Here is a 13954-nt window from a genome sequence, read left to right as displayed (position 1 = left end):
TTAATTCATCTCTTGCAGCGGCACGGCCAGCGTGAACACGCTGCCTTCGCCGTAGCGGCTTTCAAACATGATCCGGCCGTCCAGCAGCTGGGCCAGTTTCTGGCTCAGGTGCAGCCCCAGTCCGGTGCCCTCGAACTGGCGCGTCGAGCCGTTGTCGATCTGGCTGAACGCCTGGAACAGCATGTCCTGCTCCTGCTGGGCGATGCCCACGCCGGTGTCGCTGATGCTGACCGTGGCGCAGCGCCGGCCGTCCACCTCGGCGCGGCCCAGCGCCACGCGCACGTGGCCGGCGTCGGTGAACTTGATGGCGTTGTTGAGCAGGTTGCCCACGATCTGCGCCAGCGCGCGGCGGTCGCAGCACACCCGCACCGGCCGCTCCGGCGCCGCGTAGTCCAGCGTCAGCCCCTTGTGCTGCGCCTGCGGGCGGTACACGCCCAGCAATTCGGCGATCAGTTCGTGGCACCCCAGGGTTTCCGCGTTCAACTCCACTTTACCCGAAGCGATCTTGGTCAGGTCAAGCAAATCGTTAATCAGCGACAGCAGGTGGCGCGCGCTGCCCTGGATGGTGCGCAACTGACGCTCCTGTTCCACATTGATGGGGCCGGGCAGCTTCATCAGCATGGTGCCGGTGAAGCCGATGATGGCGTTCAGCGGCGTGCGCAGTTCGTGCGACATGCTGGCCAGGAAGCGGTCCTTGGCCTGGTTGGCGTTGCCCAGCTCGACGTTTTTCTCCTGCAGCGCCTGTTCGATGCGCTTGCGCTCGGTGATGTCGCGGATGGCGCTCATGATCAAGGTGCCCTCCTCGGTGCGGATCGGGCTCAGGCTGATCTCGACCGGGAACTCCCCGCCGTCCTTGCGCAGGCCGTACAGCTCGCGTCCGGCGCCCATGGGCCGCAATTGCGGGCCGGCGAAATACTGGTCGCGGTGCGCCGCGTGGGGCCCGCGGAAGCGCTCGGGCATCAGCAGCTCCAGCGGCTTGCCGCGCAGCTCGCCCTGCCGGTAGCCGAACATCTCGTGCGCCTGGCGCGTGGCCAGCACCACGCGGCCGCCGGCGTTGGCCATGATGATGGCGTCCGGCGTCGATTCGAGCACGTGGCCGAAGCGCGCGTCCAGCAGCTTGGCGTCGCGCAGCACCTTCAGCTGCGTCACGTCCTTCAGGTTCCACAGCAGGTGGGTGGCGCGGCCGGCCGCGTCGACGACGGCCTTGGCCGATCCGTCGATGTACACCAGCGCGCCGTCGCGGCCGCGGCGCAGCGATTCGAAATAGGCGCAGCCGCGATCCAGGGCCTCGCGCGCGATGGCGGCGTCGCCGCCGGCCAGGTCGGGCGGCGCCGTCAGTTCCGACAGCGCGCGGCCCAGCGCCTCCGCCTCGCCGTAGCCGAACACCGCCTGCGCGCCGCGCGTCCAGCAGAGCACTTGGCCGTCCGTCGCCGTGACGATGACGGCGTCGGGCGTTTCGTCCAGGATCAGCTTAGCGAAGTCGGTTGCCATCGTCATGCCCTGTGCTTGAGGCGCATACAATAACCATACAGCAACAAGGTGCGCGAATTCTCACCAATAGTCACCGGTTCGGACATTTTGACGAGCCCTATGTATTGCTCGTTCTCAATACAGTCTACCTAACGATTTTCAGCATGTCTATCGTGTGTCGCGCAATCGGAATCAGCGTCCGATTTGCGCCAGGTCATCCAGCACGGCTTGCAAAATGCGGGGGTGGCGCCCCAGGGCGACGTGGCCTATGCCGCCGAACTCCACGTTGCGCGCGCCGGGCAGGAAGGACGAGTCCTGGGGCGCGACGATGTTGTCGTGGTGTGACCAGAATGAAACAAACAGTGCGCGGATGACAGCGCTTTCGGACGCCGCCAGTTCCGCCAGCCAGGGCGAGCCGCGGCGCATCTGGCGCGCGTTCAGGCCGGGGCCCAGGTCGGCCAGCGCGGTGCCGTGGTGCGGCGTGCCCAGCGTGATCACGCGCGCCACCCGGTCCGCGCCGTAGCGGCGCAGGTGGGCGCGCGCCGCCAGGCCGCCCATGCTGTGGGCGACGATCACGGCGCGCGCCTGGCCGGTGGCCTCGCACAGGCGCCGCAACGCCGCCTCGATGGCGGGCGCGTAGTCGTCGATGCTGCCGGCGATGGGTTCCAGGTCCAGCGCCAGGTGGCTGACGCCGCGCCCGCGCAGCAGCGCGGCCAACTGCGCCCAGTAGCCCTGGTTGCAGCCGTAGCCGTGCAGCAGCAGCACCGGCGGCGCGTCGGCCGGGGACTTGGCCAGATACAGGTCGCGGCCCGGGAACAGCATGTGCCAGGAGCTGGTCAGCATGGAGGCGCTGAACTCGTCCGCGAACAGGCGCAGGCTGGCGCCAGGGCCCAGCGCGTGGTGGGCCGGCGTGTCGCTGCGCGCGCGCCAGGCCATCCAGAAGTTGTTGACGGAGATTCCCAGCCGCACCAGCACCACGGCGGCCAGCCCCGCCGCCAGGCCGGCCATCCAGCCGCCCTGCGGCCACCAGCGCCGCACCAGCCAGGCGACGGCCAGCGCGAAGGCCAGCTGCGCCAGCATCACGATCATCAACAGGCGGCGCGACATGGCGGTTCTCCTCAGGCGGCCCGGATGGGGATGGACGCGGTGGCCGCGGGGGGCGCCGCTTTTCCGCCCAGGTCGGCGGCCAGCTGCGTGGCCAGCCGCGCCGTCACGCCGTAGATCGACAACTGCGGATTGGCGCCGATGGAGGTGGGGAACAGCGAGCCGTCGTGCACCGACAGGTTGGCCACGCCGCGGTAGCGGCCGCGCGGATCGGTGACGCCGCCGCGCGCGTCGGCCGCCATGCCGCAGCCGCCCATCACGTGGGCCGACACCACGCGCGTCAGCAGCGTCCGGTACGGCAGCGCGGCGATGGCCTGGCGCGCCTGCGCCCAGCTGGTGTAGCTGCCGGCCATCTCGTGCACCGGCGTGACGCTGCGGGCGCCGGCGGCGAACTGGATCTCGGCCATGGTCAGCAGCGCGCGCCGCACGCCGTCCCAGATGAAGGGCGTGATCGGGTAGTCCAGCACCGGCGCGCCGTGACCGGACAGCTCGACGCGTCCGCCCGCCGCCTCCGGGTGGAAGCCGTCGCGCAGCAGCGCCAGCAGGCCGTGGATGTGCGGGAACTGGCGCATCTGGTCCGCGTGCGCCTGGCCGAAGCCGGCCATCGTGGTCGACAGCAGCAGCGGGTGCAGCGGCGGGGCCTCCAGCTTGTAGCCGATGGGCCCGCCCACCGGCACGGAGTCCAGGAAATGGTCGGAATAGATCGATTGCGGCGCGCCCGCGTGGCCGTCCACGCGCTGCTCGAACAGGCCGGCCGAGATGACGGTCGGATGCAGGAAGGTGCGTCCGCCCAGCAGGCCGTGGGGATCCGGCGCGCCCGAGCGCAGCAGCAGCGCCGGCGAGTTGATCGCCCCGCCCGCCACCACGTAGTGTTTGGCGCGCAGGGTGACCAGCTTGCCGGTGGGTTCCAGGCCGTCCGCCGTCAGCGCGGCCACCACCAGGTGGTCGACCCGGCCGCCCTTCAGCACCAGGCGCTCGGCGCGCGCGTGGGTCAGCAGCGCGGCGCCGTCGCCCAGCGCGGCGGGGATGGTGGTCACCAGCATGGACTGCTTGGCGTTGGTCGGGCAGCCCATGCCGCAATAGCCCAGGTTCCAGCAGCCTTGCACGTTGCGGCGGATGCCGGCGGTGGGAATGCCGAGCTTGGCGGCACCGCGCTTGAGCAGGTCGTTGTTCTCGTTGGGCGGCACGTCCCAGGGGCCGATGTGCAGCCGCCGCTCCATCTGCGCGAACCACGGCGCCAGCGCCTGCTCGGAATAGTCGGCCAGGCCGTGGTGCTTGCGCCAGTGCGCCAGCGTGGCGGGCGGGGTGCGGAAGCTGGAGGTCCAGTTGACGGTGGTGGAGCCGCCCACCGTCCTGCCCTGCAGGATGTTGATGCCCTTGTCGCGCGTCTTGCGCGCGCCGGCCTCCTGGTACAGCGCGGGATAGGCGTCCGCCTCGCGCATCTTGAAGTCGCTGGAGGACTTCAACGCGCCCTCCTCCACGATGATCACGCTCAGGCCGGCCCGGGTCAGGATCTCGGCCGTCACGCCGCCACCGGCGCCGCTGCCGACGATCGCCACGTCGGCCTCCAGCGCGCGGTCGCGCTCCAGCGTGGCGCAGTCGGTGACCCGCCAGCCGGCGGCCAAGCCGGCGCGGATGGGGTCGGGAATCACGGGTTTGTCGTTGTCGCCGCTCATTGGCTCAGCTCCTTGATCGGACCGGCGTAGCCGATGCCGGCCCAGCTGGAGGAATCGGCGTACCAGGCGCCCAGCACCAGGTCGTGCAGCGCGTGGTAGGCCGTTTGCAGCATGGCCAGGCGGTGGGTGCGCCAGTCCTGGAGGAAGGCCGACACCTGCGCCACCGACGCCTCGCCCCAGGCGGCCGGCACGCCGGCCAGGAAGCGCCGCGCGGGCGCCAGCGCCAGCAGGCCGAACAGGTCGCGCACCTCCCGCTGGGTGGCCAGCGGCAGGCTGGCGATCGCCTGTTGCACGCCATCGACCGTGCGGGCCACGGCCGCCGCGCGGTCGGCCGCGCCGGACGGCAGCATGGGACCGACGATGGCCGGCGCGATCGCGGCCAGCACCGCGCGCGCCTCGCCGTCCAGCAGGTAGCGGCCGGGCGCGGACGGTCCCGCCGCCGTGCGGTACAGCGCGCCGCCGGCGGCCAGCAGCGCCGCGCCGGCGACGCCGTATTTCAAGAATGACCTGCGTGTGCCCATGTCCGCGGAGCCCCCATCGTTTTTATCGTAGTCGTTCAGTGTACGTCAATGGAATAGCACGTCCGGACGATAAAAATAGAGCGCCCCGTCTAGCGAGTTCTGGTAAAAAGCCGGTTATGAAGAAAAAGAGCAACCCGAGTCCGCTTGAACAGCGCTTGCGCGAGGCCAGGCTGGAACGCCAGGCCGACGGCGGCGATCCGGCGCTGCGCGCGGCCCGGCTGGCGCTGAAGACCTTCCAGTCCCGGCGCCTCGCCGCCACCCACGCCGACCTGCTGGACGACCGCGACAGCCACGCGGCCGTCATGTTCTTCCTCGATGAACTGTACGGCACGCACGACCTGAGCCAGCGCGACACCGACCTGGAGCGCATCGCGCCCACCATGCAAAAGGTGCTGCCGGCCGACGCGCTGCAAACCATCACCGAGGCCATGCGGCTGGACGCGCTGGCCGAGCGGCTGGACACGGCCATGGCGCGCCTGCTGGGACCGGCCTTCGGCGAGGCCGACTATATAGAAGCCTACCGCGAGGCGATGGAGCGCGCCGACCGCGAGCGGCAGCTGGACCTGGTGCAGGCCCTGGGCGACTCGTTGAGCGAACTGGTGCGCGTGCCCATGCTGCACGGCACGCTGGTGCTGATGCGGCGTCCCGCGCGGCTGGCCGGGCTGGGCAATCTGCAGCAATTCCTGGAGCGGGGCTTCAGCGCCTTCAAGCGCATGCGCAAGCCGCGGGAGTTCGTGGACACCATCGTGCGGCGCGAGCGCGCCATCCTGGAGCGGCTGTACGCGCGCCACCCGGCGCCGTTCGAGTTGGACTGACTACTTCCGCTCCATGATGTGGCGCGCGATGCCGCGCAGGATGTTGACCTCCTCCGTTTCCAGCTTGGCGCGGGAAAACAGGCGCTTCAGGCGCGGCATCAGCTTGCGCGGGTTGGACGCGTCCAGGAAGCCGATCTCGACCAGCGCCCGCTCCAGGTGCTGGTACATGCCCTCGATCTGCGCCAGGCTGGCCGCCTCGCCCTGGAAGCCGACCGCGCTGGCCGCGCGCTGGCCCGACAGCGCCGCCATCCTGCATTCGTAGACCAGCACCTGGGCCGCCTGCGCCAGGTTCAAGGACGAGTAGTCCGGGTTGGCCGGGATGTTGATCAAGGCGTTGCATTGCTCCACGATCTCGTTGGGCAGGCCGAAGCGCTCGTTGCCGAAGATCAGCGCGGCGCTCAGGTCGCCGTCGGCCGCCACCAGTTCGGCCACCTCGCGCGGCGTGTGCACCGGCGGCGAGTATTCGCGCAGCCGGGCCGACACCGCCGCCGCGAAATTGACGCCCTCCAGCGCCTCGGCCATGCTGGAGACGACGCGCGCGCCGGCCAGGATGTCCTGCGCGCCGCTGGCGAAGGCCACCGCCTCCTCGTGCCCGACGGCCCCCTCGAAGCGCGGATTGACCAGCACCAGTTCGCCGAATCCCATGGTTTTCATCGCCCTTGCCACCGAGCCAATATTGCCTGGCCGGCTAGTTTCAACCAGGATAATTCGTAGCCGATGAAAGATAGACGCTGTATTTTGGGGCAGGTTCATTTAAAATAGCGCAATTCGCGCGCGCGAAAATGGTGTGGGTGGGTGGAGCTCCGCTTCCAACCCCGCATTCTAACGATTTTCCGGCGCCCGCTCGCTCTTTCTCATACTTGTTCACACGCCAACCCTCCGGGCAGCCACGCGCCCCGGCGGCACGGGCGTCTTTTTACGGAAGCTCTCATGCACCCAATGCTCAACACGGCGATCAAAGCCGCCCGCCGCGGCGCCGCCGTCATCAACCGCGCCTCGTTCGACCTCGATCGCGTGATCGTCAATGAAAAGCAGCACAACGACTTCGTCACCGACGTCGACCAGGCCGCCGAGCAGGCGATCATCGAGGTGCTGAGCAAGGCCTATCCCGACCATGGCTTCCTGGCCGAGGAATCGGGCGCTTCCGCCAATGTGAACGACGAGATCGAGAACCTGTGGATCATCGATCCGCTGGACGGCACCACCAACTTCATGCACGGCTTCCCCCAGTACGCGATCTCGATCGCGCTGCAGCAGCGCGGCGTCATCACCCAGGCCCTGGTCTACGACCCGGTGCGCAACGACCTGTTCACCGCCACCAAGGGCGCCGGCGCCTACCTGAACGAGAAGCGCATCCGCGTGGGCAACCTGGACCGCGTCGGCAAGGCCCTGCTGGGCACCGGCTACAAGACCGGCAGCCCGTCCGCGCTGAACGAATACCTGAAGATGTACGGCATCATGGCCGAGCGCAGCCAGGGCGTGCGCCGCGCCGGCTCCGCCGCGTTGGACCTGGCCTACGTGGCTTGCGGCCGCCTGGACGGCTTCTACGAGAAGGGCCTGCAGCCGTGGGACATCGCGGCCGGCGCGCTGCTGGTGTCGGAGGCCGGCGGCATCATCGCCGAGTTCAACGGCGAATCGAACTACCTGCACAAAGGCAACGTCATCGCCGGCAGCCCGAAGGTGTTCGGCCAGATGATCGGCCTGCTGGCCGAGTTCGCGTAACGATATCAAGTTGCAAAGATTACCCGAGTATCGGTAACTTTGTTACAAAATAAAAGGGGCGACCGCCCCTTTTTAGTTTCCACGTCGCAATAGATTCGCGAAATGGCTGCTATACTCCCCGATTAGCGGCACCATCAACAGTCTATCGCCGCTCCCCTTAGCAAACCGATAAGCCCGTCAGCCCATCCGGCCCTGGCTTGATCTTAACCAAAAGTTAATATGTCATTTTCCACACTTGGTCTGTCTGACGCGATTGTCCGCGCGGTTGCCGAAACCGGTTACACCACGCCCACTCCGATCCAGACGCAAGCGATTCCCGCCGTGCTGAACGGTGGTGATCTGCTCGCCGGCGCACAAACCGGCACGGGCAAGACGGCCGGCTTCACGCTGCCCATCCTGCACCGCCTGTCCACCGACGCCAACGGCGCCAAGCTGGGCAACACGACCTCGGCGCGGCCGATCCGTGCCCTGATCCTGACGCCGACGCGCGAGCTGGCGGCCCAGGTCGAGGAAAGCGTGCGCGTGTACGGCAAATACACGAAGCTGAACTCGGCCGTGATTTTCGGCGGGGTCGGCATCAACCCGCAGATCAAGCTGCTGCGCCACGGCGTCGACATCCTGGTCGCCACGCCGGGCCGCCTGCTCGACCACATGATGCAAAAGACCGTCGACCTGAGCAAGGTCGAGATCCTGATCCTGGACGAGGCCGACCGCATGCTGGACATGGGCTTCATCCGCGACATCAAGAAGGTGCTGGCGGCGCTGCCGCCCAAGCGCCAGAACCTGCTGTTCTCGGCCACCTTCTCGGACGAGATCAAGGCGCTGGCCGACGGCCTGCTGAACAACCCGGCCATGATCGAGGTGGCGCGCCGCAACTCGGCGGTGGAGATCATCGCCCAGAAGATCCACCCGGTCGACCGCGACAAGAAGCACCCGATGCTGTCGCACCTGATCCGCACGCACAAATGGACGCAGGTGCTGGTGTTCACGCGCACCAAGCACGGCGCCAACAAGCTGGTCGAGCAACTGGGCGCGGACGGCATCGGCGCCATGGCCATCCACGGCAACAAGAGCCAGACCGCGCGCACCCGCGCGCTGGCCGAGTTCAAGGACGGCACGCTGCAGGTGCTGGTGGCCACCGACATCGCCGCCCGCGGCATCGACATCGACCAGCTGCCGCACGTGGTCAACTACGACCTGCCGAACGTGCCGGAAGACTATGTGCACCGCATCGGCCGCACCGGCCGCGCCGGCGCCACGGGCGAGGCGGTGTCGCTGGTGTGCGTGGACGAGCACACCATGCTGAAGGACATCGAAAAGCTGATCAAGCAGAGCTTGCCGCGTGAAGTCATCCCCGGCTTCGAGCCGGACCCGAACGCGCGCGCCCAGCCGATCCAGCTGCGCAGCGGCGGCGGCCAGCACCGCAACCCGCGCCAGGGTGGCGGCGGAGGCGGCGGTGGTGGCAATGGCCGCGGCAAGCCCGCCGGCGGCGGTGGCGCGACGGCGGCCGCCAAGCCCCGCAGCGCGACCGGCGGTGGCGGCGGCGCTGGCGGCGGCGGTGGCGGCGGCGCGGGCCGCGCCCCGGCGGCGCCGGGCGGCAACCGCAACGCCCCCCGTTCGGCCCCACCCCACCGCTCCGGCGGTCGCGGCCGCTAACCCGGCCCCCCCCTAAAAATGGCCCTGGGCTGATTTTCCCGAGCGGAAATATCGGCCCAGGGCCATTTTCACGTCCCGCCCCCGTTCCTACCCGCGACGCCCCCGCGTCCCCCGCCCCCGCGTTGAAAAACCACGAAAACCGCCCAGGGCCATTTTTGCTCCGCGGGAAAAATAGCCCTGGGCGCTTTGGGATTTACCCCTGGGGTAATTTGGCGGCGGGCTGCGTTTGAGGGCGTTTTGGATTAGCATGTCGGCCTGTCTTGTTAGCCCGCCGGGGGAGCCATGCCTAAATTCGCCGCCAATCTGTCGATGCTGTTCACCGAACTGCCGTTCCTGGACCGCTTCGCCGCCGCCAGGGAGGCGGGGTTCGAGGCCGTCGAATTCCTGTTTCCCTACGCTTACGAGTCGGAGCGGATCGCCGAGCGCCTGCGCCGCCACCAGCTGCGCCTGGTGTTGCACAATATGCCGCCCGGCGACTGGGCGGCCGGCGACCGCGGCATGGCCTGCGATCCCCGCCGCGCGGACGAGTTCCAGGACGGCGTGCGGCTGGCCATCGAGTACGCGACGGACCTGGGCGCGCCGCGCCTGCATTGCATGGCCGGCTTCATGCCCGGCGGCCTGGCGCCGGAACGCGCCCGCGAGACCTATGTCGCCAACCTCCAATACGCCGCCGACCGCTGCCACGAACACGGCATCGCCGTCATGATCGAACCGATCAACGCCTACGACATGCCGGGCTATTTCCTGAACGGCAGCCGCCAGGCGCTAGCTGTCATCGCGGATTGCGCCCGCCCCAACATCCTCCTGCAGTACGACATCTACCACATGCAGCGCGCCGAGGGCGAGCTGGCCAACACCATCCGCGCCAACCTGCCGCTGATCGGCCACCTGCAACTGGCCGACACGCCCGGCCGCCACGAGCCCGGCACCGGCGAGATCAACTATCCCTTCCTGTTCAAGCTGCTCGACGAGCTGGGCTACGACGGCCACGTCGGCTGCGAATATCAGCCGCTCGCCGGCACCGCCGCCGGACTGGGCTGGCTGCCGCGCTGATCTTGCGCCGGCGCAAGATCAGCCGGATTTACGTGGAGCAAGATAAGTCCTCACCCGTCGAGGAGAGGACCATGAGATTGCCGAGACCACTGGCGGCCGCGCTGCTGGCCGCCGTCCTGTGCGGCTGCGCCAGCAATCCCCGCCTGCGCGAGGTGCGCGAGTTCGCCGCCGAGTCGTCCAGGCTGGGCGGCTACGCGGACCTGACCCAGCGCTTCCGCGAAACCTATCCGCGCCTGCGCCCCTACCTGTCGCCCGGCGCCGACCAGCGCGAGCGCGCCGCCGACGCGCAGCGGCGCGCCGCCCACGCCGATTTCATGGCCATCCACGACACCCTGGCGCTCTACCTGCGGACGCTGGCCGCGCTGGCCGACGGCGAGCGCTTCAGCCTGGACCGGCCGCTGCAGGAACTGGGCGCGGGCGTCAAGGCCCTGCCCGGCACCGGGCTCACCGACCGCCACGTCAACGCCCATGTCGGCCTGACGCGGCTGCTGGCGCGCGCCTTCACCGAGCCCTACCAGGAGCGCGCCGCGCGGGCCATGGTGCGCGACGGCGGCGAGCAGGTGGCGGCGCTGCTGGAGGCGATGCAGCTGTTGCTGCGCTATTACGACGGCAGCAGCGACAACGAGCGCGACATGGTGCTGGGCATGCTGGACGTGGAAATCCCCTACGCCGACACGCCGCGCGAGCGCCTGCTGGCGGCGCTGGCCAAGTCCCACCGCCAGGCCAAGGCCAGCGAATACCGGCTGATCGGCCTGCGCCACACGCTGGCGGCCAAGCACGTGGCCGCCGTGGCGGACGCCCACCGGACCCTGCTGGCGCACCTGGACCGGCCCGCCGATGCCGGCGCGCGCGTCGCCGTGGCCGGCGCCCACCGCCACCTGCGGGGCGCCGCCCTGGCGCTGGAACCATCCATTGCGACTGGAGAACTGCCATGACAGAGGTCTTGAGCGCCGGCGACATCGCCACCCTGGCCGACAGCATTTCCGCCTGCGCCGACGAGCTGCACGCGCGCATCATGAAGGCCATCCGCGAGCATCCGCCCGGCGGCGCGCCGGGGCCGGGCCTCGGCCACGACGCCGCCCAGGCCCTGTTCGACCAGGAGGTGGAACTGCGCCAGCACGCCAACGGCCTGTATGTGCAGGCCGCGCGGCTGGCCGCCGCCGGGCTGGGCACGGCGCGCCAGGACTTGCTGGACCTGGCCGCCGTGGCGCGGCGCCGCATCCGCCACGCCGCGCTGGCGCAGGACCTGGCAGGCGTCGCCGCCGGCGTGCTGGGGCTGGCCGCCGCGATCGCGGCCGGCAAGCCGGAGAAGCTGCCCGCCGCGGTGCGCGACTTGCGCGACCATTTCGCCCGCGTCAAGGAGGACCGCGCATAATTTCAATCGTGCGCGCCGCACTCTCCTCTACCATGACGGGAAGAGGAGCATGGCGATGAACGGATTGAACACATCGGAACTGGCGGCCCTGCGCGCCGCGCTGGAACAGCGCGCGCAAGAGCTGCAGGCACAGCTGGCCGCCGCCGGCGTCGGGCCGGCGGTCGAGGAGGTGGAGACCTCGCCGGCCGACAGCGCCAGCAACCGCACCATGAACCAGCTGCAGCAGGAAACGGCCGGCCACCAGCTGGCCCAGTTGCGCGCGCTCAAGCACGCGCTGGCCAAGTTCGACGACGGCGGCTATGGCGAGTGCGAGAGCTGCGGCGGCGACATCGGCTACTCGCGCCTGCAGGCGCGTCCGGACGCGGTGCTCTGCATCGCCTGCCAGACACGGCTGGAACGCGCCGGCCGCCCTCCCCGCTGACGCCGCCGCCCGTCCCGCCTTCCGCTACCGTGTGCCCGCCGGGCGCCGCGCGGGCCTATAATCAAGCCAGGCCCACTCGCCGGGAGCGCAGCATGTCCTACCGATCCATCCTGGTGCACGTCGACGACGCCCCGCGCGTCGCCGAGCGCATCCGCTATGCCGTCGAACTCGCCCTGCTGGACGACGGCCACCTGCTGGGCGTGGCGATGACGGGCATTTCCCGCGCGCTGTACCAGAACGCCATCCTCGACGAGCAGGACCCCAACCTGGCGCTGCACCTGAACTTCCTGCGCGAGCGCGCCAACCGCTCGCTGGAGCAGTTCGCGCCGCTGGTGCAGCGGCTGGGCCTGCAATCGCTGGAACAACGCGTGGTGGACGACGATCCCGGCGCCGGCCTGAGCCTGCTCGCGCGCCACGCCGACCTGGTGGTGATCGGCCAGGCCGACCCGGAGCATATGTCGACCTCGGCCGGCAGCGAATTCCCGGCCCAGGTGCTGACCAACTCGGGGCGGCCGGTGCTGGTGGTGCCCTACGCGGGCCCGCCGCGGCCGGCCGGCGGCCAGCACGCGCCGGCGCGGCGCGTGCTGGTGGCCTGGAACGCCAGCAAGGAGGCCGCGCGCGCCGTCAGCGACGCGCTGCCGCTGTTGAAGCGGGCCGACGCGGTGTGGATCGCGGTGTTCGACCCGGACACGGAAAAGGCGCTGCACGGCGAGTCGCCCGGCGCGGACCTGCTGCAATACCTGGCGCGCCACGGCGTCGACGCCGTCATCCTGGTGCGGCAGACGCAGCGCAGCGGCGTGCTGAAACGGCCGTCGGGCACCGGCGAGGCGCTGCTGTCGCTGGCGGCCGAGCAGGAGTGCGACCTGATGGTGCTGGGGGCCTACGGGCATTCGCGCTTCCGCGAAACGCTGCTGGGCGGCGCCACCCGCACCGTGCTGGAGAGCATGACGGTGCCGGTGTTCATGGCGCATTAGCGGCGCGCGGCCGGCTAGCCCCCGGACTGCCAGGCCTGGTTGCGGATCTTGGCGACCTGGCGCTGCGCCAGCCATTTCCATAGCTGCAGCGCCTCGGCCTGCGGTGCGCCGGCCATCCTGCGCGGGCCGGCCAGCGCGATCTCGCAATCGCGGTCCGACCACTCGGCGAAACAGATGTCGCCGCCGCTGGCCACCTCCACCTCGTACATCAGGCCGTCGTCGTAGCCAAAGCGCAACACCGTGCTGCCGGGACCGCCGTCCGGCGAGCGCGCCGCGCCGCTGTAGACCTCGGCCAGCGCCGCCGCGAGCTGCGCCTCGGTCGGCGCCGGGACGTCGCGGCCGTCCGGGCGCGTGAGCACTACCCATGCCTGTGTCATAGCCGCTCCCCTAGTCAACGCGTCCGCCTTGTGCCGGGGAATAAGCCACCGGTGCCTGGCCGCCGCAGTATTGGTATTTTTATTGTAGCAACTTTGAGGCGGGCTGCGCGACTCGCCGCCGCGCGCGGCCCGGATCGCGGCCGCGCGCGGCGGCGGGCGGCGGCGGGCGGCCGGGCCTCAGCCCGCCGGCACCGGCAGCGACAGGGGATTGAAGTCCTTCCAGTCGCCCTCGGTGATGGTGCCCTCGGCCTGCTCCACGTGGTGGGCGCCCACGCTGCGCAGGATGGCGGCCGCGCGCTGCTCGTCCCCCGGCGCCACGGCGACGCCTATCATCATGCCGGCCGGCCGCTGCTGGACCTGGTTGGCGATGCTGCCCTGCTCCGGTTCGCCCGCCTCCTTCATGTGCGAAAAACTGTACAGCGAACCGACGTGGCCGCCCACCAGCGCCCCCACCACCGCGCCCAGCGGCCCCGTCACCGGCGCCGTCACGGCGCCCACCACCGCCCCCACCGCGCTGCCGGTGGCCACGCCCTTGGCCAGGCCGACGTCGCTCTCCTTGGCGCCGGGCGACTTGTCGCGGTCGCCGCCCAGCTCGAAGGTGTCGTGCTGGCCCGGCGGATTGACGAAGAAGGCGCTGATGTCCCGCTCGGGGAAGCCCTCGGCGATCAGCGCGTCGCGCGCCTGGTCGATTTCATCCTGCAATTGGAAATGGCCTGCAATGATCTTGCTCATGATGCGCTCCTGAGAGATATGACGCTCCAGCTTGCGCCGGCCCGCGCCGCCTTTCCGT

The 13954-nt window shown here is 69.9% G+C and carries 15 protein-coding genes; 8 read left to right on the top strand and 7 right to left on the bottom strand.

Features of this window, described 5'->3' with window-relative positions; translation table 11 throughout:
• From BM436_RS12940 to BM436_RS12925, 4 genes are all read right to left on the bottom strand, one after another.
• Complete coding sequence (locus BM436_RS12940) at positions 1-1497, bottom strand: PAS domain-containing sensor histidine kinase (RefSeq protein ID WP_307665340.1); 1497 nt, start codon at positions 1495-1497, stop codon at positions 1-3.
• A 165-nt stretch (positions 1498-1662) separates the two neighbouring features.
• Entirely contained in the window at positions 1663-2577 is a 915-nt protein-coding gene (locus BM436_RS12935; protein ID WP_093555938.1) for an alpha/beta hydrolase, read from the bottom strand.
• A gap of 11 nt (positions 2578-2588) precedes the next feature.
• Positions 2589-4250 carry a GMC family oxidoreductase gene (locus tag BM436_RS12930; protein ID WP_093555937.1) on the bottom strand — a complete coding sequence of 554 codons (1662 nt, stop codon included), beginning with the start codon at positions 4248-4250 and terminating at the stop codon, positions 2589-2591.
• Positions 4247-4750, bottom strand: coding sequence for a hypothetical protein (locus BM436_RS12925; RefSeq protein ID WP_307665338.1), 504 nt, complete (start codon positions 4748-4750; stop codon positions 4247-4249). The genes BM436_RS12930 and BM436_RS12925 overlap by 4 nt, the downstream gene beginning before the upstream one ends.
• A 137-nt stretch (positions 4751-4887) precedes the next feature.
• On the opposite strand from BM436_RS12925, the gene BM436_RS12920 reads away from it, so the two are divergent.
• Entirely contained in the window at positions 4888-5586 is a 699-nt protein-coding gene (locus tag BM436_RS12920) for a DUF8198 family protein (protein WP_093555935.1), read from the top strand.
• Here BM436_RS12920 and BM436_RS12915 read toward each other — a convergent pair whose 3' ends face one another.
• Positions 5587-6339 carry an RNA methyltransferase gene (locus tag BM436_RS12915; protein WP_093555934.1) on the bottom strand — a complete coding sequence of 251 codons (753 nt, stop codon included), beginning with the start codon at positions 6337-6339 and terminating at the stop codon, positions 5587-5589.
• A gap of 186 nt (positions 6340-6525) precedes the next feature.
• Between BM436_RS12915 and BM436_RS12910 the strand changes: the two genes are divergently transcribed.
• The 7 genes from BM436_RS12910 (at position 6526) to BM436_RS12880 (ending at position 12787) form a co-directional block, all read left to right on the top strand.
• Entirely contained in the window at positions 6526-7308 is a 783-nt protein-coding gene (locus BM436_RS12910) for an inositol monophosphatase family protein (protein WP_093555933.1), read from the top strand.
• 219 nt (positions 7309-7527) lie between these two features.
• A complete protein-coding gene (locus tag BM436_RS12905; RefSeq protein WP_093555932.1) occupies positions 7528-8964 on the top strand; it encodes a DEAD/DEAH box helicase in 1437 nt (478 codons plus the stop codon).
• A gap of 282 nt (positions 8965-9246) precedes the next feature.
• Positions 9247-10017, top strand: a complete 771-nt coding sequence (gene otnI / locus BM436_RS12900) for a 2-oxo-tetronate isomerase (protein WP_093555931.1) — start codon at positions 9247-9249, stop codon at positions 10015-10017.
• Between the two features lie 71 nt (positions 10018-10088).
• A complete protein-coding gene (locus BM436_RS12895; RefSeq protein WP_143133103.1) occupies positions 10089-10952 on the top strand; it encodes a hypothetical protein in 864 nt (287 codons plus the stop codon).
• On the top strand, positions 10949-11392 hold the full coding sequence (locus tag BM436_RS12890; protein ID WP_093555929.1) for a hypothetical protein: 444 nt from the start codon (positions 10949-10951) through the stop codon (positions 11390-11392). Before BM436_RS12895 ends, BM436_RS12890 begins: the two co-directional genes overlap by 4 nt.
• Before the next feature lie 55 nt (positions 11393-11447).
• Positions 11448-11813, top strand: a complete 366-nt coding sequence (locus BM436_RS12885; RefSeq protein WP_093555928.1) for a TraR/DksA family transcriptional regulator — start codon at positions 11448-11450, stop codon at positions 11811-11813.
• 92 nt (positions 11814-11905) lie between these two features.
• The gene (locus tag BM436_RS12880; RefSeq protein WP_093555927.1) at positions 11906-12787 is read left to right on the top strand and encodes a universal stress protein; all 882 of its coding nucleotides are present in this window, start codon (positions 11906-11908) and stop codon (positions 12785-12787) included.
• Between the two features lie 14 nt (positions 12788-12801).
• Here BM436_RS12880 and BM436_RS12875 read toward each other — a convergent pair whose 3' ends face one another.
• Together BM436_RS12875 and BM436_RS12870 are read right to left on the bottom strand one after the other, a co-directional pair.
• The gene (locus tag BM436_RS12875) at positions 12802-13164 is read right to left on the bottom strand and encodes a hypothetical protein (RefSeq protein WP_093555926.1); all 363 of its coding nucleotides are present in this window, start codon (positions 13162-13164) and stop codon (positions 12802-12804) included.
• Positions 13165-13341: 177 nt separating this feature from the next.
• Positions 13342-13896, bottom strand: coding sequence for a glycine zipper domain-containing protein (locus tag BM436_RS12870; RefSeq protein ID WP_093555925.1), 555 nt, complete (start codon positions 13894-13896; stop codon positions 13342-13344).
• Positions 13897-13954 lie beyond the last annotated feature (58 nt).

Source organism: Pseudoduganella namucuonensis (assembly GCF_900116645.1).
In the GTDB taxonomy this organism is placed as follows: Bacteria; Pseudomonadota; Gammaproteobacteria; order Burkholderiales; family Burkholderiaceae_D; genus Rugamonas; species Rugamonas namucuonensis.
Note: the sequence above shows the minus strand (reverse complement) of the source record. Positions and strands in the feature narration are given on the sequence as shown.